The organism is Clostridium sp. 7_2_43FAA (assembly GCF_000158375.2).
GTDB lineage: Bacteria > Bacillota > Clostridia > Clostridiales > Clostridiaceae > Clostridium > Clostridium tertium.
On record NZ_JH815222.1, the window covers coordinates 3071602 to 3091914 of the forward strand.

The window sequence follows — 20313 nt, forward strand, 5'->3', positions numbered from 1 at the left end:
TTTTTTATTTTATTTAACAACTATATACGCTATTAAATATTAATCTATATCTAAGATGTTTTTAATTTCATTCTTGTATGCATCTGCTTTAGCACCAAAGATGGCTTGAATTCCGTTACCAACTTCAACTACACCAGCAGCACCTAAAGATTTTAATTGATCCTTATTTACGTTTGCTTTATCTTTAACTTCAACTCTTAATCTTGTTATGCAAGCATCAACGCTAACTATATTTTCTTCTCCACCTAAAGCTGCTAAAACTGCTGGAGCTTTTTCAACTATTTCATTATTTTTTCCAGCTTTCTTGTTACCAGACTTTTCATTAATATCAGCTTGAGGAATACCTGCTTTTTCTTGATAATCAGATTTTGAATAAAGTTTAACTTCTTCTTCGCTTTCATCCCTACCTGGAGTCTTTAAATTGAATTTCTTAATTAAGAATAAGAATAAGAAGTAGTAAACTACCGCATAAACTATACCAACTAAGACTAATCTTAACCAGTTAGTAGGAACTCCTGCTCCTGCTGGTAATAAACCGAATAATGTAAAGTCTATTAATCCACCTGAGAATGTCATACCAATAAATACATTAAGTATATCCATTAACATGAATGATAAACCTGCTAATACACAGTGAACTCCATATAATACTGGTGCAACGAATAAGAATGTAAATTCTATTGGTTCAGTTATACCAGTAAGCAATGCTGTAACTGCAGCTGATGCTAATAATGATCCAACAGCTTTCTTCTTGCTTGGAGCTGCTGTCTTATACATAGCTAAAGCTGCTGCTGGAAGACCAAACATCATGAATGGGAATTTACCAGCCATAAATCTTGTAGTACCTGCAACTACTGTAGCCATATCTGCTGATGAAGCTCCAACTAAGCTACTCATGCTTGATAATTGAGCAAAGTAAGCTGTGTTAGCTCCTGCAACTGTTTGCCATACTCCATCTACTAATATTTGTCCTTCAACAAATGATCCATACCAGAACGGTGTATAGAATACGTGGTGTAATCCAAATGGAATTAATGCTCTTTCAATAACTCCATAGAAGAATGTTCCTATAGCACCTGCATTTCTAACTAATTCTGAAAGTACTCCTATACCATTTTGAACTACCGGCCAAATAAATGCTAATAAAGCACCAACTATTGCCATAGCTAAAGAAGTTACTATTGGCACAAATCTTGATCCTGAGAAGAATCCAATAACTTGTGGTAATTGTATTGTATGATATTTATTGTGTAATATTGCTGTAACTATACCTGTGATGATACCACCGAAAACTGACATATTTAATGTAAATATACCTAAGTTAGTAGTAACATAAGTACTATATCCACCAACTGCATCTGGAGTAACAACTCCTAATTGAGTTAATCCTAATGCTAACATTGAAGATATAACTTGGTTCATAACTATGAAACCAAATATTGAAGCTAAACCTGCAGTTCCTTTATCTTTTTTAGCAAGTCCAACTGCAACACCTACTGCAAATAGTAATGGTAGGTTTCCAAATATAATATCTCCTACGTTTTTCATTATTGTTAATATTGCTGTAACTACAGGAATATTAACAAATGCTATTAATGGTTGATACACTGCTGGTGGGTTAGATAACCCTGATATACCTAGTAATGCACCCCCAACACCTAGTAAAATACCTGCTATTGGTAAAGCTGCTATTGGAAGCATGATCGCTTTACCGATTCTTTGTAATTGTTGTAGCATCTTATAATTCCTCCTTTAAAATATTTATATAATAAAAAATAAATTGCTACAGTAGTATGTGCTACTATGGGTTTATTATCTCCTTTTTATACAATAGTTATTAAAGTTTTTTAAATGTATTTAAAAAAAATAAAAAAAGGACCAAAACTTATAGATATAGCTATATCTATAATATTTTTAGTCCTTGCCTGCATAACCAGTAACACACTACGTATTTAATTATGTGATTATAATATCATATCATTTTTTAAATGTAAATGATTTTTTTATTATTTTACTATTTTATTTTTTTCCATCAATTTATTTATCATATTATTGAGTAACTTATATTGATTCAACTCTTTAGTTTTTTTATTCATAAAACCAACTCCCTGTTACTTTATTATTATATATATTCTAAATAAAAATTACTAATTTTATTATAATTGATATTTTTTTCTTTTGGTTAATTAAACCTTGTAACCATTTACTATTTATAAAAATCTTATTATTTCTTACTATTTCTTTTAAATATAAATTTTTTCAAACTATTGCTAACTATATAATATACGTTTATGACAATAAAATAATTCCTATTTATTTTAAAATTAAATTTTCTTTAACTGTTTAAACTTTCGTAAACCTGGACATAAATTAAACGAGGTGATATTTTTGGAAAATAATACTAGCAAAGCAAGTTCTTTAAGAATAGATTTATCAATTATTTTATTATTAACGTCCTTTTTATTTTTTTTAGTATACTGTGTTAGCTTATAATTAAATTTTATAAATACGCAAAAAGTATGAATAGATTTCCAAAGTCTACATACTTTTTTTATTATTAATTAACAGTAAAATAAAGTCATTATTATCTTGAACTTATAAATAGTTCACACTTTTTTAAATTTTGTTGAAAATAAATACCTTTCTAACTATCCAATCTTTATAATAATTCTACTTATACTTTAGTATTGCTCATATTTTACTTATAACTAATCTCTAAATAATCAATTAACATTTTATTAACATTTAGAGTTTTCCTTATATATCTATCAATTTTATAGCACCTTTTACTATAAATTATCAGATTTTTCTATGGATTTTATACAAATCTGATTGTATAATTATAAAAAAATGATTAATTTACTACAAATTTCGAAAGGATTCGATAAATATGGCGTTAATAGGAATATTAATAATAATTGTAGGATTTGCATTAAAGTTTAATACAATTGCTGTTGTAATTGTATCTGGATTAGTAACTGGACTAGTTTCTGGTATGAGTATTTCAGAAATACTTACCACTTTAGGACAAACCTTCGTTCAAAAAAGAGAAATGTGTTTATTTTTACTGACTCTTCCTGTTGTAGGAATGTGTGAAAGATATGGATTAAAAGAAAAAGCAATAATGCTTATAAAAAATGTAAAAGGCTTATCTACTGGAAAAATTATATCTGGATATTTATTTATTAGAGAATTATCTATTGCAATGGCAGTTAAACTTGGTGGACATCCTCAATTTGTTAGACCGTTAATTAATCCAATGGCCCAAGGTGCTGCAATTTCAAAATATGGTGAATTAGATGAAGAAGATGAGGACCTAATAAAAGCTCACTCTGCGGCAGCTGATAACTATGGTAATTTCTTTGGACAAAATGTATTTATAGCAAACTCCGGTGTTTTACTTATAGCTGGTACTTTAGAAACTTTAGGATATAATGTGGACACATTACAAATTGCTAAAGCTTCAATTCCAATTGCTATAATAGCTTTTATTTTAGGAGCTATTCAAAACTATTATCTAGATAAAAAGCTTGCTAAAAAATATAAAAATAGGTAGGTAAATTTTATGGATATTAATACTTTTTCAAATATATTATTACAAGTATTTTACATTATGGTAGGTTTATTTTTTCTACTTACTATGTTGTTTACTTTAAAAGATAAAAATCATAAAACTAAATACGGTACATCCCTTTTTTGGGGAATACTTGGAGTTATCTTTATATTAGGAGAAGCAATTCCTTCAATGATAACTGGACTACTTATTGTAGTTATAGGTATATTAGCAGCATTTAATCAAATTAATGTTGGAACTATTAAACAATTAGACAGTACTTTCGCAAATTTAAAAGCATCTAAAATTGGAATTAAAATATTTATTCCATCATTAATTATAGCTTTAGTTGCTTTAGGCATTGCTCAGTTTACACCAATATCAGGAGTAACTGCTGTTGGTATTGCTGCAATAATAGCCTTAATTGCAACATTCATAATAACAAAGGCTAAACCTAATGAATTTATTGAAGATAGTAATAGAATGTTTCAATCTATAGGTTCTACTGCAATATTGCCTCAACTTCTAGCTGCTCTTGGAGCACTATTTACCGCTGCTGGTGTTGGTGATATTATCTCAAATATGATTTCAAGCGTTATCCCTGAAGGAAACATACTACTAGGAATATGCGCTTATTGTATAGGAATGGCTATATTTACAGCAATCATGGGGAATGCCTTTGCTGCATTTTCAGTTATAACAGTTGGTATAGGAGTACCTTTTGTATTTGCTCAAGGTGGAGATCCTATAATTGCATCAGCATTAGCTATGACAGCAGGATTTTGTGGAACATTATTAACACCTATGGCGGCAAACTTTAATGTATTGCCAGTGGCTTTATTAGAAACTAAAGATAAAAATGCTGTTATAAAATCACAAGCTGTATTTGCAATTGTATTACTTGCAATTCATATACCACTTATGTACTTCTTAGCATTTTAGATTTTAAGGGAGGCTTTATATATGAAAATATTAATTACAGGATTTGATCCTTTTGGTGGAGAGAATATAAATCCAGCATTAGAGGCTGTAAAAAAATTACCTGATACTATTTTAAATAGTGAAATAATAAAATTAGAAATTCCAACTGTATTTAGAAAATCTCTAGAAACAATTGAAGAAAATATAATAAAACATAAGCCTGATGTTGTTATATCTGTAGGACAAGCTGGTGGAAGATTTGGAGTTACTCCAGAAAGAGTAGCAATTAACATAGATGATGCAAGAATAAAAGACAACGAGGGCAATCAACCAATAGATATATCTATTTTTGAAGATGGTGAAGCTGCTTATTTCTCAAACCTTCCTATAAAGGCAATGGTTAAAGAAATGATGGATAACGAAATCCCCGCTTCTGTCTCTAACACAGCTGGAACATTTGTATGTAATCATGTTATGTATGGAATATTATATTTAATCGATAAAAAATATCCAAATATAAGAGGTGGTTTTATACATGTACCTTACATACCATCTCAAGTAACTACAAAGCCTAATATGCCATCTATGTCTATTGATGATATATCTAAAGGACTAGAACTTAGTCTCAAAGCTATCATAGAAAATTCATCAGATATAAAAACTATAGGTGGAGCTATTTGCTAATGAATAAGAAACTAAAGATTTTTGTATATGGTAGTTTAAGAGAAGGCTTTTTTAACTATGACCTTTATTTAAAGGGAAAGATTAATTCTATAAGACCTGCTGAAATAAGCGGATTTGAATTATATCATATGCCTTACAAGGGATATCCTGCCGTATTACCTGGAAAAAACACCATAGTCGGTGAAGTTGTTGAACTTATAAATTATGATTCAACACTTAAACCTATGGATGAAATGGAAGGCTTCTTAGGTGAAGGAAATCCAAATAATGAATATTCAAGAAAAATTGTAAAAGTAAAACTAACTGATGATGAAAGCTTTGAAGATTGTTATTCTTATTTCTATAATAAGGATATAGATACAAAATTCCAAGATGAAGCTATTTATATTGAAAATGGCGATTGGAAAGAATATATGCTTAAGGAAATGAAAGAGTTAAAAGTTTAGGAAAAAACTCAGCTATATGCTGAGTTTTTTTATCCTTCATTATAAGTATCATTTTCTTTCCATTTATCATATTTTTTAATGCATTAAATACTCCCTGTTCTACTGCTTCTCTAATAACATAGGACAACAGAACTAAAAAAATTATGATACCTATAAATCCTAACGCCATTATTCTAATTCTCATCTCCTTATAAGTTTTTTACGAACTCATTACATTCTTTTCTATTTTTAAATATGTATATCTGTTTATTTTTTTCTTTTTGAAGAATATTGTAAAACTTATCTCTATGTTCCTTATTAAAATTCCATATCCACTTTAAAAATTCTAAATCAAATCTTTCTGGACATCCATCTGCCATATCTGGACGAACTTTACCATAACTTGATACTACTCTTTTTATAACACCAAATAAGCAAGACATCCTTGGATAATCTAAATAGATAACAGTATCACACATTTCAATTCTTTCCTTTATTGTTCTATCATAATTACCATCTATTATCCATTTTTCTTTTTTTAATTCTTCTTTAAGTAAAGTATTAAACTCTTCTCTTGATATATTTATCCATCCCTCTTTCCAAAATATCTTATCAAGATGAACTACTGGTAAATTAGTCTTCTTAGATAAATTTCTAGCTAATGTAGATTTGCCACTTCCTCCACATCCAATAATTATAATTCTATTCATATCTATTTATCTCCTACGTATATCAATAATATATTTATTACAAGCCCTCATTTTCCTCTATATTATTATCCACAATATTTTCTAATTCCTCATCATTTTTCACAGTATTTCCACAGTTATTTCCACAATGACTCCCACAGTTATTTCCTAAATAAACTCCCTGCTTAATTGGTGCAATAATAAAACCAGCTACAACTCCTCCTAGAAAGCATGTTAAACCTAATAATATTTTTTCTTTATTTTTCATTTAATTCCCTACCATCCTTTTATACACTAATATACTATTTCTCTATAATATATGTTTATATAATTGTATTATATCAATATATATTTTTATCCATATAAACCTTTATGCTATTATTAAAATCCTTACCAATATACTAAACTAAGATCTATTTATAAGAATTTAAGGGAGCTATAGCATATTAAATTTTATATTATATACTATAGCTCCATCTCATTTATTTCTTTTCAACAGGTATCCATATTTCACAAAAACAATCTGTATTATTATCTTCTTTATAAAATTCAAAATCAATATCATCTAACATAGTATAATCTGAGCTTGGTAAAAATTCATTAAATATTCTATTCCACATTTCACCAATACAATCACCATTTTCTCCTACACATTTAAAAACTCCCCACAATGTAGGATGTACATCCCAAACCTTATAACCTTCTGGAACATCACCACCATCATATTTCATAGCAATCCCATAATCAAAGTATTTACTTTCTTTAGATATAGGTTTACACACGCCATAAATATCATGATTTGTTGTGTTACTTTTTAATACATCAAACACACCATTCTCTGCGCATTCATTCCAAAAGTTAGGTATATCTTCATTATTATCTTCTGAAATTGATTCTACTCTGAACTCCTTAACCTTTACTAATAGTTTGAAACTTTCTTTTTTTACGATTTTATAATCCATAACCGTTCCACCTTCCAATGAAATTTTTATTACAAGGCTATTAAAAGATTTTAATTTCATTCCCGAACGTCTTGCTATATTTGGTGTAACTCCATGAAACCTCATAAATGCTTTTGAAAAACTCTCTGGTGAATCATATCCATATTTTAATGAAATATCTAAAACTTTAGCATCTGACATAGAAATTTCTTGTCCAGCCATAGACAAACGTCTTTTCCTTATATATTCGTTAGCTGTTATGCCTGTTATCATACTAAATAATCTATGAAAATGATAATTTGACATATAAACATGTCTTGCTACATCTTCATAATTAATATCTTCTAAAATATGATTTTCCATATAATCAATTGATTTTTGTATGCTTTGAATGTAATTCATCTTCTTCTCACCTCATATATTCATTGTAAGATATTAAAATTTATAATTCCTAACCAGGCTTGCTCAATTTTGTCAAATCTCTAAAGCTACTTCCGTTTGTAAAGTATTTCCACTCATATAATGAATGTAACATTCTTTAAAATGGAAAGTAAAGCAATTTTTAAAATTGTTTTTATCTTCATTTATAGATATACTTTAATTAGAATTTTATTTATATGATAATAGAAGTAATAAATATCGTTTTGGAGATGATTTAATGGAAAATAAAATAGAACAATTAACTCAAATCTTAAAAGAAAGTAGTAACATAGTATTCTTTGGTGGAGCTGGTGTATCAACTGAATCAGGTATTCCTGACTTTAGAAGTTCTAATGGTCTTTTTAATGAAAAACTTAATATAACCTTTACTCCGGAACAGTTAGTATCACATAGCTTTTATATTAGATATCCTGAAGAGTTTTTTAATTTCTATAAAGCTAAACTTATATATCCTGAAGCAAAACCTAATGAAGCACATATGGCGTTAGCTAAGCTTGAAGAAATGGGAAAATTAAAAGCTGTTATAACTCAAAATATTGATGGACTTCATCAAGCAGCTGGAAGTAAAAATGTTTTTGAACTTCATGGATCTGTTTTAAGAAATTATTGTAGTAGTTGTAATGAATTTTATGATGAAAAGTTTATACTAGAATCTAAAGGTGTACCTACTTGTACTAAATGTGGTGGAAGAGTTAAACCTGATGTGGTTTTATATGAAGAAGGCTTAGATGATTCTGTAATTAGAGGTTCTATTAAAGCAATATCTGAAGCAGATACTTTAATCATAGGTGGAACTTCACTTGTTGTTTATCCTGCTGCTGGACTTATAAATTACTTTAAAGGTAAGAATTTAATTCTAATTAATAAGAGTACAACTTCTGCTGATAATAATGCAAATTTAGTTATTCATGATTCTATTGGCAAAGTATTAAGTGAAGCAATTTTATTTTAAATTAAGCTGTCCTTGTGACAGCTTAATTAATGTTTATCCTTATATTACCTTATATTACCTTATATTATAACCTTTTTTCAATTCTATTTCGTATATCTTCCATACGTTTATCTAAAGTTGCGCTAATTTCTGAACACTCAAGTAACTCTTTACTGATAATTTCAGCTTCCTCTAGGGAAATATTTTTCTTATATCTTAATTTATGTTCTAAGCTTGCCCAAAAATCCATAGCTATCGTTCTAAGCTGCACCTCTACCTTCATATACCTCTTTTCATTCTTCAAGAAAATTGGTACTTCGATAATTAAATGTAAACTTCTATATCCGCTTTTTTTCGGATTTTTTATATAATCCTTCTTTGTAATTAACTTAATATCATCTTGATTTAATAAACAGTCCGCTAACATATAAATATCTTCTGGAAATGAGCAAATTACTCTTATGCCAGCTACATCATTTATATTTTCTTGCATTGCTTCCAGTGAAAAAGGTAACTCTTTTTTCTTAAGCTTTCTTATAATACTATCAGTAGACTTCAATCTAGATTTTACATTTTCTATTGGATTTCTATCATACTGTAATGAAAATTCTTCATTTAATACATTAAATTTTGTTTCAACTTCCATAATTGCACAACGATAGTACGCCATTAATTCATTCATTGGCATTATATTTTTTTGTATGGCATCCAAAAAATCCTCATTTATTATTCTTTCTCTAAAAATTTTTTTACCAACATTTTTTAACATATAATCACCCTTTATCTTAGCTAATTTGAATATATTTTTATATTAACATTAGCTAAATATAAAAGCATCAATCTTAACTATATATTAATAATTTATTTTAAATATTCTAAATAAATAATATATAATCAATTTATATATAGCTTTTATATAAATTAGCATTAATTCTTAAATCTTTAGTATGTTATAATTATATGGAAATAATTAATAAAATAGGTATTAAAATGGGAGATATAAATGAAAACAGGAAGATTAAATAAAATTACTGATGTTAAAGGAATAAAGGTTGGTCATAAAACAATTGATAATGGAGATATTCATACAGGTGTAACTATTATTATTCCAAGTGAAGATAATATATTTCAAAATAAATATGTGGCATCATCTTATGTAATTAATGGATTTGGAAAAACGAGTGGTTTAATTCAAATTGATGAACTTGGAACTTTAGAAAGTATTATAGGTCTAACAAACACTTTAAATGTAGGTACTGTTCAGCAAGCTATTGTAAAACATATGCTAAAGGATAATCCTGATATCGGTAAAGAAACAGGAACTGTTAATACTGTTGTAGGGGAATGTAATGATGGTTACCTTAACGATATTCGTACTTGTGCTGTAAAAGAAGAAGATGTCTATGAAGCTATTCATAATGCAACTATCGACTTTGAACTTGGTAGCGTAGGGGCTGGTAGAGGGATGTCATGTTTCCAAATGAAAGGTGGTATTGGATCTGCTTCTCGTATTATTGAGCTAGATGGACAAGAGTACACTGTAGGTCTTCTTGTATTAAGTAATTTTGGATTAAAAAAAGACTTTATTTTCGATAATATTAGTTTTTCAGATATTGATGATGAAACTTTAGAAAAAGGTAGCATTATGATGATACTTGCTACTGATATACCATTGTCATCACGTCAACTAAAAAGGGTTTGTAAAAGAATGAGTGCTTCATTAGCAAGGTTAGGATCATATTTAGGAAATGGAAGTGGTGATATCGTAATAGGATTCTCTACTGCTAATATAATTCCTCATTATCAAACTACTGATATAATTAATATAAAGGAAATTCATGAAAATAAAATTGATATAGTATTTAGAGCTTCTATTGAAGCCTGTGAAGATGCAATTATGACTTCATTATATAATAATGAAACTCTTATAGGTAGGGATGGAAATAGTAGACTTTCACTGATAGACACATTAAATAATAAATTTTAATATATAAAAAATCTCTATATAAATAGTATAGAGTAAAACCATTTATATAGAGATTTTTTAACTATATTTTTATTAATTTATTTTATCTATAAAATCTTTCCTAAATTTATGTTAACATTTAATCTGATATTTAATTATTATTTATTTGAATACTTTTTATGAGTTAAAATAACTTCCTTTGCCATTCCTTTTAAAAGTTCTGTTGTCATTAATTGATCTTCTGCATGCATTAAAAGTAATGATATTTGCACCTTATCTCCTGATGCTTCTTGCATAATTAGAGAACTATGTGATTCATGTGCTTTTATCAATGAATCTTCTGCATCCCTTACTAATTTATCTGCTTCTTCAAAACATTCTTCTCTTGCAGCTCTCATAGCTTCAAATAAAGCTGATCTTGCTTCTCCTACATTACTAATTAATTGAAATGATACTAATTCTAAATTATCCATTTATTCCATCCTCCACTATTTATCTACTTTTGCACTTTTACTACTTTGGCTACCTTTGTTTCTACTGCTGCTTTTTTTACAGCCTCTGCTACTGCTGCCCCAACACCTTTTTCAAATGCCTTTGGAAGAATTTTTTCTTCACTTAACTCTTCTATTGAAACAAAATTTGCTATAGCATAAGCAGCTGCAATTTTCATCTCTTCATTTATTTCTGTTGCCCTAACATCTAACGCTCCCCTAAATATTCCTGGAAAAGCTAATACATTATTTATTTGATTTGAATAATCCGATCTTCCTGTTCCAACTATCCTTGCTCCAGCAGCCTTCGCCTCTTCTGGAAATATCTCTGGAATAGGATTTGCCATAGCAAATATTATAGCATCTTTATTCATTCTTGATACCATATCCTTAGTCAAAACATTTCCAACTGATACACCAATAAATAAATCTGCTCCGTTAATAACTTCACCTAATTTACCTTTTTCATTATTAGGATTCGTTATGGAGGCTAATTCTTTTATTGATTCATTAGGATAATTCATACCCTTATATATTGCTCCATCCTTGCCACAAACTATTAAATTGCTTATTCCAGATGATAACAACAATCTAGTAATAGCACTACCTGCTGATCCATCTCCATTAACAATAACCTTTAGATCTTCTAACTTTTTATTTACTATCTTTAATGAATTTACTAAAGCCGCTAAAACCACTATCGCTGTTCCATGTTGATCATCATGAAATACTGGCATATCTAATTTTTCTTTTAATTTTTTTTCTATTTCAAAACATCTTGGTGCTGATATATCTTCAAGATTTACTCCACCTAAAGTAGGAGATATTCTAACTATTGTTTCAACTATTTCATCAGTATCCTTTGTGTCCAATACTAATGGAAATGCATCCACATCAGCAAAATTCTTAAATAGTATACTTTTTCCTTCCATTACTGGTAATGCTGCTAAAGGTCCAATATCCCCTAAGCCTAAAACTGCAGTTCCATCAGATACAACTGCTACTGTATTCCACTTTCTTGTATAAACATATGCTGCTTCTGGGTCTTTATGTATTTCTCTACAAGGCTCTGCAACACCAGGAGTATATGCTAAACTTAAGTCTTTTTCATTTTCTATAGCTACTCTTGAAGTTATTTCAAATTTTCCTTTTACTTGTTTATGAAATTCTAAAGATTCCTCATATATATTCAAGTATATCACCCTTCTTTCTTTTCGCTAAACCTAAACAACTTTAGTTCCATGAATTTCTTTAGATCCAGTATACTCTAAAATATACTCTCTATTATCTCTATTAACCCCTTTTCCAGGCATAATGATGATTCTATCTTCAGCATAATCTACCAATTCCTTAAGCTTATCTTTTCCTGCAAGAGCATTTTCACATCCACCTTTAGTTAATATTCTATCTACTCCAAGCTTTACTAAATCATCAATTGCAGATTTTTTATCATCAATACTATCAAAAGCCATATGAAATGTTATTTTCATTGGTTTAGCTGCTTCTACCATTTTTCTAGTTAAGTCTAAATCTATTGTATTTCCCTTCAAGGCCCCTATTACTACACCATATGCTCCTAGATCTTTACACAATTTAATATCTTGTATCATTATATCAGCTTCATCTTCAGAATACTCGAAGTTTCCACCTCTTGGCCTTATAATAACCATCACTGGAATATTTAACTTTTCTACAGCCTTTTTAATTGTTCCAAAACTAGGTGTAGTTCCGTCTTCTAAAAGGTTATCACAAAGCTCTATTCTATTAGCTCCTAAAGCTTCAGCTCTAACAGCTTCATTGTAATTTCCAACACAAGCTTCATATATATTCATAAATTTACTCCTTATATTAGTCAAATGTTATAGGTGATTTAATTCTTTTTAAATATGCATCTAACCACTCTTGACTTGCTACTTCATAAGTAGTTTTGCCATTTTCTTGTTTATTACACACATAGACTGTTGGCTCTAAATCTTCTGTAACTACTGAGAATGAGAAACCTTCAATATTTGTTGCAACTCCAAATTCCCCTTTATTATTTAATGCTACTACTGATAAATCACCGGCCTTACCTCTTCTTCTTATAAGCTCTTTATCTAATTTTTCAACTGCCATATCAGCTGCTTCTTGAGGATGATGCCCTTCTTTCATTAATCTTACTATCTCATAAGATATACATCCCTTCATTAAGTCTTCTCCAAGACCTGTTGCAGTAGCACCTCCAACTTCACTATCTACATAGAAACCTGAACCAGATAATGGTGAATCCCCTACTCTTCCTTTTTTCTTCATAAATAAGCCACTCGTAGATGTTCCTGCTACCATTTTCTTATTAGAATCAAGTGCCACCATTCCAACTGTATCATGTCCATCATATGGGCTCAACCCTTCTTTTGCAATTTCTCTTCTTTTCTTTTCATAATGTAATTTTGCTCTATCTGTAAGCATATTAACTCTTTCAAAACCATTTTTATGGGCAAATGCTTCTGCACCTAGCCCCTGTAAAAAGCAATTCACTTGCTCATTGCTTAATTTTCTTGCTATACTAATTGGGTTCTTAAAATCTTTAATTCCAGCTATAGCCCCAATTGAAAGGGAATCACCATCCATATAAGCAGCATCTAGCTCAACTTCACATTCTTCATTTGGTAACCCACCATATCCTACTGATTTATAGAAAGGAAAGTCTTCTACCATTTTTATTGCATTTTCTATTGCATCTCCTGCTGATTTTTCATCCCTTAATAGTTCTGCTGAACTAGTTATTCCTTCGACTGCCATTCTCCATGTTGCTATCATTGCATATTTCATAAGTCTCTCCTCCACTTCAATTAACTATGCAATTATTAAAAGCAATATCTATGCCAACATTGTATGTAAGTAGTATTTTAAAGAATATTATAACTATTAATTGCCTTTGCATATAAGTGTATTGTAAAATGATACATATAATAATAATTTAATTTATTTTTAATACAGTAACTTAAATTTTTTAATAATAGCAATACAAATTACATATATCTTCTATACAAACAATAAATTTATAAGAAGGGTGCACTTATGAAAAGAATAGATTTAATTTATAATACTGTTAAAAACCTCGATAATGGTGATGGTATAACGACTTTAGATATAAGTAAATATCTTAATTTGGAGCGTTCAAATGTAAGCAAAGATTTAAACATATTATTAAAAAAAGGAAAGCTTTTTAAAAATAATAGTCGTCCAGTAAAATATTTTTTTAATAATCCTAATGCTACCGATTTTTCTAAGAAATCCTCAATGGATAAACTAAGTTATTTATATCCATCCCTTGCTCCTGCAATTAAATTAGCTAAAACTGCAATACTATATCCTCCAAATGGTATGAACTCCTTAATAATCGGAGATACAGGAGTTGGTAAATCTATGCTAGCAAAGCTTATGCATGAGTATTCTAATTCTTTAGATGATACAAAAGATATGCCTTTCATTCATTTTAACTGTTCAGATTATTCAAGTAATACTCAACTATTAAGTGCTCAGTTATTTGGAGTAAAAAAAGGTACATTTACAGGAGCTAATGAAGATAGACCTGGATTAATAGAAGAAGCAAATGGCGGTATTTTATTCTTAGATGAAATTCATAATCTACCAAGTGAAGGCCAAGAAATGTTATTTGTCTTTATGGATACTGGATACTTTAAGAGATTAGGAGAAGTATCTAAAAGAATTAAATCCTCTGCTCGTATAATATGCGCTACTAACAAAGATATAAATTCATCATTATTAGATACATTTATAAGAAGAATCCCTATAAAGATAAATTTACCTGATTTAAATGAAAGACTTTTAGAAGAACGATTGACCTTAATAGAATCTTTTATTAAAGAAGAAAGTATAAAACTAGATAAACCTGTACTTGTATCAAAAAATTCAATGTTATGTTTATTGTCCTATGATTGTCCGTATAATGTTGGACAATTAAAAAATGATATTATTCTTGCTGTGGCTAATGCTTATTCTGAGTATTTTATAAATAATAAAAAGCATATAAAAATAAATAGTCCAGATTTACCTTTGGATATTAAAAGAGCACTTAATAATCCTTTAGATAGAGAAAAACTACTTATTGAATCTCTTAATTCAGTAGATGGATACTTTGTTTATGATAAGAATACAGAGATAACAAGCCATTCATTTTTAAAACAAAAACATATGATTTTATCAAGTTACAAGGATTTTATAAATAATATAGATAGTGCTATACATCATAAAGAAAATTGTACAAATTTGATTATTAATTATTTTACTAAATATATAGATTTAGTAATTGAAAATAAGGCTAATTATAATTTTAATTTTGAACAATCAGCATATGATGAACTATTATCTAAACTATTAGAATTAGATGATAAGATAAATGAAAAACTTTCTAATAGTGATTTTAAAACTTTCTTTAACATCCATATCGATATGATTTATGACAGAATCGATCTTATGGATTACTCTACTCTACCTTCATTAAATAAATTAAAGTCTATATATAAGGACTACTGTCCATTAGCTATGGAGATTAAATCTTTAATTGAAAAAACATATAATATAAATTTATCTGACTTAGAATTTATTTTCTTAATGACATTTACTATATACTGCATTAATAAATTAGATACCTCTAAACTATAACTTGCAGATTAATTTTTAGATTTTCAAAATAAAAAGCACCTAATAAGATGTGATTATTCTTATTAGGTGCTTTTAATTTATCATATAATTTATTTAATTTTCAAATAAACTAAGCTATTACTTTTAGAACTAGATACTTATATACAATCTCTTTATTAGCTTACTAAGTTTATCATATCTTTAATGTTTAATATCTTACTTACTTCATTTTCTTGCATACCACATTCTTCAATAGCAACATCCTTAACATATCTTTCTGTATTTAAGGCTTTCTTAGCAATATATGCAGCTTTTTCATATCCCAATACTGGTGCTAAAGCAGTTACAATTCCTATACTTCCATTTACAAGGTCATTACATCTTATTTCGTTAGCCTCAATTCCCTTAATGCAATTTTCTACAAATGTTTCTATACCATTTGTTAATATTATTATAGATTCATATATGTTATGCATGATTATTGGATAGAAAGCATTTAACTCTAATTGTCCACTTTGAGTTGCCATAGTTATTGTTAAATCATTTCCCATTATTTGAAAAGCTATTTGCTTCATTACTTCTGGCATTACTGGATTAACCTTTCCTGGCATAATTGAAGAACCATTTTGCTTTGAAGGCAATTTTATTTCTCCAAAACCAGTTCTTGGCCCTGATGACATTAATATTAAATCACCTGAAATCTTACTTAAATTAACAGCGCAAACCTTTAATTGTGAAGAAATATCAGCATACTTATCGAGATTTTGAGTTCCATCAATTAAATCTTCTGATTGGTTTATATCTTCTCCAAATAATTCTTTTAATACTTTTGTAACTTCTTTTATATACCCTTTAGTAGCCGTTATTCCTGTTCCTACAGCTGTTCCTCCCAAATTTACTGTTAATAATGAGTCCTTAACATTTTCTAATCTGTTAGCATCTCTACCTATAGCTAGTGAAAATGCTTTAAATTCAGAACCTAAACTTATAGGAACTGCATCTTGCATTTCTGTTCTTCCCATTTTTATAATATCAGTAAATTCCTTAGCCTTTTCATTTAATGCACTTTCTAAAACTTTAATATTTTTTATGCATTTAACTAATAATTTATATGCTGTTATACTAGCTGCAGTAGGAATTACATCATTTGTTGATTGTCCCATGTTTACATGATCATTTGGATGAACTGGATAATACTCTCCTTTTTCATATCCTAATATTTCATTTGCTCTATTTGCTATTATTTCATTTATATTCATATTCATTGAAGTTCCAGCTCCACCTTGAATAGGATCTATAATAAATTGCTCAAAATATTTTCCATCATATATCTCATCACAAGCTTTAATAATTGCATTACTTAATTCTCTTTTCAATTCTCCTGTTTTCTCATTTGTAATTGCACATGCCTTTTTTACTATAGCTAAATTCTTTATAAACTCTTTATTTATATTTAATCCACTTATTCTAAAGTTTTCATATCCTCTTAAACTTTGAACTCCATAATAAGCATCCTTTTCAACATATTTTTCTCCAATAGAGTCTCTTTCTTTTCTATATTCCATTTTAGTACCTCCTAAGTAATAAATACCTTTAAATATTTTCTTACTATTTTAGAAAGCAATATATATGCCAAATATATTAATATTGATTTATAGTTACTTTTTATAAAATATTTACTCACTACCAGTAACTGTATTATTTTTCTTTGACTATTCTACAATTATTTATACACTAATCTAATCTTTCAATTTATTTAACACACTAATTTTCAGTTTATTCTTTTTTTACACTCTATTTAAACTTATTTACAATTACAACAATAAAAAAATCTTAGAATAATTTAAAATCATTCTAAGATTTTTATCATTATATTATTTTGCTAGTTCATAAATTGCTCTTGCATATGCTTCTACGCATTCCTTAAGCTGATTTATTTCTATATACTCATTTTTTTGATGAGCTAAATCAGGATCGCCTTCATTAAGAGGCCCAAAAGCTACTGTATTTGGCATTAATTTAGCATAGGTTCCTCCACCTGAAGCTAAAAGTTTAGCTTCTTTCTTGAATGTTTCTTCATAAGCTTTCTTTAAACTTTTTATAAGATTATGATCTTTTGGAAAATGTAATGGGTAATTATGATTTCCCATAATAAAATTTAAGGTACTTAAATTTACTTTTTCTTCTACTTTTTTAACTATTTCCTTAAAATCAATAGTTACTGGATATCTTACATTGAACCTCATTCTTATCTCTTCAGAATCTCCATTGACAATACCTAAATTCATAGTTAATTTTCCTGATTCTTCATCTTCAAAATTAATTTCTAAATTTTCTCCATTATAGCCTCTTCCAATAAGATTATTAAAATCCTTTAAAAAGACTGTGAAGTCATCATTGAAATTTAAAACTTTATATAAATACTCCATCATCTTGCATACTGCATTATCCCCTTCTTCTGGAGTGCTAGCATGAGCGGATTTTCCAAAAGATTTTATTAATATTGAATCTTCATTTTCTAAAGTTTCAATATTATATACCTTATTTAAATCTTCATTATTGAAATTATTTAAAAAGCTTTTATCTTTAAAAGATATTTTAACTTCACAAATATCTGGAACTATATTAGACTTTTTACCACCCTTAATATATTCAAGTTTATATTTTTCACTTGGAGATACTTTATGAGTAAGCTCAAAGGTTAGTATTCCTTTTTCTGAAGTAACTATTGGGAAGTATGCATCAGGTGTAAAACATAATACTGGTGGCTTCTCTCGCTCCAAATAATAATCTATATCCTCTGTTCCTGATTCCTCATTAGTTCCAAATATAATTCTAACATTTTTAGATAACTTAATATCTGAATCCTTCAATAACTTTAATGCATATAATGAAGCAAATAATGGTCCCTTATCGTCTACTGCTCCTCTTGCATATAACTTTCCTTCCTTGATTACTGGACTAAAAGGATCTGTGTCCCATCCAGATCCAACAGGAACTACGTCTATATGTCCAAGCACACCTACATAATCTTCACTATCTTCATTTTTATATTCAGCATATCCAATGTAATTATCTAAGTTTGTAGTGTTAAATCCATAACTTTTACATATATCTAATATACATTCCAATCCTGATTTTATGCCACTCCCAAAGGGAGCAGCATCTTGTTTTTCACTTTTCACTGTGTTTATTTTAAGGATTCTAAATAAATCATTAAAAAATTCATCTTCTAACTTTATATTATCAAATAAATACATAATTTATTACCTCACTTTTATATTATAGTGAGAAATCAAAATCATCATCATCTTCTTCAGCTTCTTTTACTTCTAATTCATATTGCTTCTTATCCATCATCTTAATAAATGGATACCATATTCCCATAACAACAAACATATCAAATAATTGTAATAATGCTCCCCTTATACTTCCAGTAATTAAGTATCCTTGAATTATTGGAGGAGTTGTCCAAGGTAAGTAAATTCCGTTTGGTTTTGGTACTATTCCAGTACTCATTGCAAAGTAATTTATACAAATAAGAACTACTGGTGCTAATATTAATGGAATAAATGCAATTGGATTTAAAACCATAGGTAATCCAAACATAATTGGTTCATTAATGTTGAATATACCTGGTACTGTTGATAACTTACCAATTTCCTTGTATTGCTTTGATCTAGCTCTTAATGCTAAGAATATACAAACAGCAAGTGTTGCTCCTATTCCTCCCATGTAAACTAAATCATAGAATTGTTCAGTTAAAATATGTGGAGGTTGAAGCCCAGCTTGAATTGCAGCCATATTTTCTTCTTGTAATTGTAACCAGAATGGTCTTACAACACCATTTAATGTTGAAGTTGCATTAACTCCTAAGAACCAGAATAAAGTAGATAACACTGCTAATCCTATAGCTCCAAATATATTATTTCCAACTAAAGCTTGCGCTGGAGCTGCTATAATTGTATAAATCATATCAAATATTGAACCATATGAAGTCATTTGGAATAATGTACGAACTATTAGCATTAATGTAATAATAACGAATCCAGGAATAAGTGCTGAGAAAGCTTTTGAAACTGCTTCTGGAACACTTGGTGGCATCTTAATTGAAATATTTTTCTTAACAAATATATTAAATATTTCTGTAACTGCGATACCTACAAAAATAGCAACTATAATACCTTTAGCTCCTACCCAGTTACCAATTTCAATCATTCTTCCTACATAATGTGAAGTACCTTCTATTTCAATATACTTATCAAATGGCATTAATATAATGAAACTTGCTATACTTATTAAAGACACTGTAAAAGCATCTATTCTATATCTCTTTGATAGGTTATATGCTATAGCCCCTGCTATATAAACAGCCATGAAATCAAAAGTTACTCTTACTGGTGTTTTAATTAGTTGATAAAAACCTTCACCAAAAAGTTTTACTTGTAAATCCTCCCATCCTGGTATAGGGAAGTCTGCAATTATCATAAATACAGATCCTATTATTAAGAAAGTCATTATTGTTGCAAAAGAATCACGGACAGCTCTTAAATGCCTTTGTGCAGATATCTTTTGAGCTATAGGAATAACTTTTTCTTCTAACATTGCTTCAAACTTATTCATT

20 protein-coding genes are annotated in these 20313 nt (G+C 28.6%); 7 read left to right on the forward strand and 13 right to left on the reverse strand.

The annotated features are described in order from the left end of the window. Window positions 1-39: 39 nt before the first annotated feature. Window positions 40-1737, reverse strand: a complete 1698-nt coding sequence (locus CSBG_RS15520; protein WP_008681035.1) for a PTS transporter subunit EIIC — start codon at window positions 1735-1737, stop codon at window positions 40-42. Window positions 1738-2890: 1153 nt separating this feature from the next. Between CSBG_RS15520 and CSBG_RS15525 the strand changes: the two genes are divergently transcribed. The 4 genes from CSBG_RS15525 to CSBG_RS15540 are packed head-to-tail and all read left to right on the forward strand — an operon-like array spanning window position 2891 to window position 5604. Next, entirely contained in the window at window positions 2891-3556 is a 666-nt protein-coding gene (locus CSBG_RS15525; RefSeq protein WP_008681038.1) for a DUF969 domain-containing protein, read from the forward strand. A 9-nt stretch (window positions 3557-3565) separates the two neighbouring features. Continuing rightward, window positions 3566-4495 carry a DUF979 domain-containing protein gene (locus tag CSBG_RS15530; protein ID WP_008681040.1) on the forward strand — a complete coding sequence of 310 codons (930 nt, stop codon included), beginning with the start codon at window positions 3566-3568 and terminating at the stop codon, window positions 4493-4495. Window positions 4496-4516: 21 nt separating this feature from the next. Continuing rightward, complete coding sequence (gene pcp / locus CSBG_RS15535; protein ID WP_008681041.1) at window positions 4517-5158, forward strand: pyroglutamyl-peptidase I; 642 nt, start codon at window positions 4517-4519, stop codon at window positions 5156-5158. Beyond that, on the forward strand, window positions 5158-5604 hold the full coding sequence (locus tag CSBG_RS15540; protein ID WP_008681043.1) for a gamma-glutamylcyclotransferase family protein: 447 nt from the start codon (window positions 5158-5160) through the stop codon (window positions 5602-5604). The genes pcp and CSBG_RS15540 overlap by 1 nt, the downstream gene beginning before the upstream one ends. Here CSBG_RS15540 and CSBG_RS15545 read toward each other — a convergent pair. The 4 genes from CSBG_RS15545 to CSBG_RS15560 all read right to left on the reverse strand — a co-directional run bounded on the left by CSBG_RS15545 (window position 5576) and on the right by CSBG_RS15560 (window position 7615). After that, the gene (locus CSBG_RS15545) at window positions 5576-5788 is read right to left on the reverse strand and encodes a hypothetical protein (RefSeq protein WP_207635935.1); all 213 of its coding nucleotides are present in this window, start codon (window positions 5786-5788) and stop codon (window positions 5576-5578) included. The two genes, CSBG_RS15540 and CSBG_RS15545, sit on opposite strands and share 29 nt — an antisense overlap. A 4-nt stretch (window positions 5789-5792) precedes the next feature. Continuing rightward, window positions 5793-6293 carry a DNA topology modulation protein gene (locus tag CSBG_RS15550; RefSeq protein ID WP_008681047.1) on the reverse strand — a complete coding sequence of 167 codons (501 nt, stop codon included), beginning with the start codon at window positions 6291-6293 and terminating at the stop codon, window positions 5793-5795. Between the two features lie 37 nt (window positions 6294-6330). Further along, window positions 6331-6540: a hypothetical protein gene (locus CSBG_RS15555; RefSeq protein ID WP_008681049.1), complete on the reverse strand. Its 210-nt coding sequence runs from the start codon at window positions 6538-6540 to the stop codon at window positions 6331-6333. Window positions 6541-6754: 214 nt separating this feature from the next. Next, window positions 6755-7615 (reverse strand): AraC family transcriptional regulator, encoded by an 861-nt coding sequence (locus CSBG_RS15560; RefSeq protein ID WP_008681051.1) that lies wholly within the window; start codon window positions 7613-7615, stop codon window positions 6755-6757. Window positions 7616-7871: 256 nt separating this feature from the next. Here CSBG_RS15560 and CSBG_RS15565 point away from each other — a divergent pair, with 256 nt between their 5' ends. Beyond that, the gene (locus CSBG_RS15565; protein WP_008681053.1) at window positions 7872-8606 is read left to right on the forward strand and encodes an NAD-dependent protein deacylase; all 735 of its coding nucleotides are present in this window, start codon (window positions 7872-7874) and stop codon (window positions 8604-8606) included. A 64-nt stretch (window positions 8607-8670) separates the two neighbouring features. Here the strand turns inward: CSBG_RS15565 and CSBG_RS15570 are convergent, their stop codons facing one another. After that, on the reverse strand, window positions 8671-9354 hold the full coding sequence (locus tag CSBG_RS15570) for a GTP pyrophosphokinase family protein (RefSeq protein ID WP_008681055.1): 684 nt from the start codon (window positions 9352-9354) through the stop codon (window positions 8671-8673). A gap of 234 nt (window positions 9355-9588) precedes the next feature. Between CSBG_RS15570 and CSBG_RS15575 the strand changes: the two genes are divergently transcribed. Then, complete coding sequence (locus tag CSBG_RS15575; protein WP_008681056.1) at window positions 9589-10572, forward strand: P1 family peptidase; 984 nt, start codon at window positions 9589-9591, stop codon at window positions 10570-10572. 137 nt (window positions 10573-10709) lie between these two features. On the opposite strand, the gene CSBG_RS15580 is transcribed toward CSBG_RS15575, so the two are convergent. From CSBG_RS15580 to CSBG_RS15595, 4 genes are read right to left on the reverse strand one after another with little or no spacing between them, the layout of a single operon-like run. Further along, window positions 10710-11024: a PTS lactose/cellobiose transporter subunit IIA gene (locus tag CSBG_RS15580; RefSeq protein WP_008681058.1), complete on the reverse strand. Its 315-nt coding sequence runs from the start codon at window positions 11022-11024 to the stop codon at window positions 10710-10712. A gap of 23 nt (window positions 11025-11047) precedes the next feature. Then, window positions 11048-12235, reverse strand: a complete 1188-nt coding sequence (locus tag CSBG_RS15585; protein ID WP_008681060.1) for a malic enzyme-like NAD(P)-binding protein — start codon at window positions 12233-12235, stop codon at window positions 11048-11050. Window positions 12236-12265: 30 nt separating this feature from the next. Then, a complete protein-coding gene (locus tag CSBG_RS15590; protein WP_008681062.1) occupies window positions 12266-12874 on the reverse strand; it encodes a copper homeostasis protein CutC in 609 nt (202 codons plus the stop codon). Between the two features lie 16 nt (window positions 12875-12890). Beyond that, on the reverse strand, window positions 12891-13853 hold the full coding sequence (locus tag CSBG_RS15595) for a N(4)-(beta-N-acetylglucosaminyl)-L-asparaginase (protein ID WP_008681064.1): 963 nt from the start codon (window positions 13851-13853) through the stop codon (window positions 12891-12893). A gap of 249 nt (window positions 13854-14102) precedes the next feature. On the opposite strand from CSBG_RS15595, the gene CSBG_RS15600 reads away from it, so the two are divergent. Next, the gene (locus CSBG_RS15600) at window positions 14103-15710 is read left to right on the forward strand and encodes a sigma 54-interacting transcriptional regulator (RefSeq protein ID WP_008681066.1); all 1608 of its coding nucleotides are present in this window, start codon (window positions 14103-14105) and stop codon (window positions 15708-15710) included. Between the two features lie 155 nt (window positions 15711-15865). Here the strand turns inward: CSBG_RS15600 and CSBG_RS15605 are convergent, their stop codons facing one another. The 3 genes from CSBG_RS15605 to CSBG_RS15615 all read right to left on the reverse strand — a co-directional run bounded on the left by CSBG_RS15605 (window position 15866) and on the right by CSBG_RS15615 (window position 20312). After that, complete coding sequence (locus CSBG_RS15605) at window positions 15866-17254, reverse strand: aspartate ammonia-lyase (RefSeq protein WP_008681068.1); 1389 nt, start codon at window positions 17252-17254, stop codon at window positions 15866-15868. A 309-nt stretch (window positions 17255-17563) separates the two neighbouring features. Further along, window positions 17564-18949: a dipeptidase PepV gene (gene pepV / locus CSBG_RS15610; RefSeq protein WP_008681070.1), complete on the reverse strand. Its 1386-nt coding sequence runs from the start codon at window positions 18947-18949 to the stop codon at window positions 17564-17566. 22 nt (window positions 18950-18971) lie between these two features. Next, window positions 18972-20312, reverse strand: a complete 1341-nt coding sequence (locus tag CSBG_RS15615; RefSeq protein ID WP_008681072.1) for a PTS sugar transporter subunit IIC — start codon at window positions 20310-20312, stop codon at window positions 18972-18974. Window position 20313 lies beyond the last annotated feature (1 nt).

What these genes read in the sequence shown, in the direction of transcription:
- pepV (WP_008681070.1), bottom strand. Translation starts at nt 18,949, where the DNA reads ATGTATTTATTTGATAATATAAAGTTAGAAGATGAATTTTTTAATGAT.
- CSBG_RS15530 (WP_008681040.1), top strand. Translation starts at nt 3,566, where the DNA reads ATGGATATTAATACTTTTTCAAATATATTATTACAAGTATTTTACATT.
- CSBG_RS15570 (WP_008681055.1), bottom strand. Translation starts at nt 9,354, where the DNA reads ATGTTAAAAAATGTTGGTAAAAAAATTTTTAGAGAAAGAATAATAAAT.
- CSBG_RS15550 (WP_008681047.1), bottom strand. Translation starts at nt 6,293, where the DNA reads ATGAATAGAATTATAATTATTGGATGTGGAGGAAGTGGCAAATCTACA.
- CSBG_RS15605 (WP_008681068.1), bottom strand. Translation starts at nt 17,254, where the DNA reads ATGGAATATAGAAAAGAAAGAGACTCTATTGGAGAAAAATATGTTGAA.
- CSBG_RS15615 (WP_008681072.1), bottom strand. Translation starts at nt 20,312, where the DNA reads ATGAATAAGTTTGAAGCAATGTTAGAAGAAAAAGTTATTCCTATAGCT.
- CSBG_RS15580 (WP_008681058.1), bottom strand. Translation starts at nt 11,024, where the DNA reads ATGGATAATTTAGAATTAGTATCATTTCAATTAATTAGTAATGTAGGA.
- pcp (WP_008681041.1), top strand. Translation starts at nt 4,517, where the DNA reads ATGAAAATATTAATTACAGGATTTGATCCTTTTGGTGGAGAGAATATA.
- CSBG_RS15540 (WP_008681043.1), top strand. Translation starts at nt 5,158, where the DNA reads ATGAATAAGAAACTAAAGATTTTTGTATATGGTAGTTTAAGAGAAGGC.
- CSBG_RS15520 (WP_008681035.1), bottom strand. Translation starts at nt 1,737, where the DNA reads ATGCTACAACAATTACAAAGAATCGGTAAAGCGATCATGCTTCCAATA.
- CSBG_RS15565 (WP_008681053.1), top strand. Translation starts at nt 7,872, where the DNA reads ATGGAAAATAAAATAGAACAATTAACTCAAATCTTAAAAGAAAGTAGT.
- CSBG_RS15525 (WP_008681038.1), top strand. Translation starts at nt 2,891, where the DNA reads ATGGCGTTAATAGGAATATTAATAATAATTGTAGGATTTGCATTAAAG.
- CSBG_RS15590 (WP_008681062.1), bottom strand. Translation starts at nt 12,874, where the DNA reads ATGAATATATATGAAGCTTGTGTTGGAAATTACAATGAAGCTGTTAGA.
- CSBG_RS15560 (WP_008681051.1), bottom strand. Translation starts at nt 7,615, where the DNA reads ATGAATTACATTCAAAGCATACAAAAATCAATTGATTATATGGAAAAT.
- CSBG_RS15595 (WP_008681064.1), bottom strand. Translation starts at nt 13,853, where the DNA reads ATGAAATATGCAATGATAGCAACATGGAGAATGGCAGTCGAAGGAATA.
- CSBG_RS15600 (WP_008681066.1), top strand. Translation starts at nt 14,103, where the DNA reads ATGAAAAGAATAGATTTAATTTATAATACTGTTAAAAACCTCGATAAT.
- CSBG_RS15575 (WP_008681056.1), top strand. Translation starts at nt 9,589, where the DNA reads ATGAAAACAGGAAGATTAAATAAAATTACTGATGTTAAAGGAATAAAG.
- CSBG_RS15545 (WP_207635935.1), bottom strand. Translation starts at nt 5,788, where the DNA reads ATGAGAATTAGAATAATGGCGTTAGGATTTATAGGTATCATAATTTTT.
- CSBG_RS15555 (WP_008681049.1), bottom strand. Translation starts at nt 6,540, where the DNA reads ATGAAAAATAAAGAAAAAATATTATTAGGTTTAACATGCTTTCTAGGA.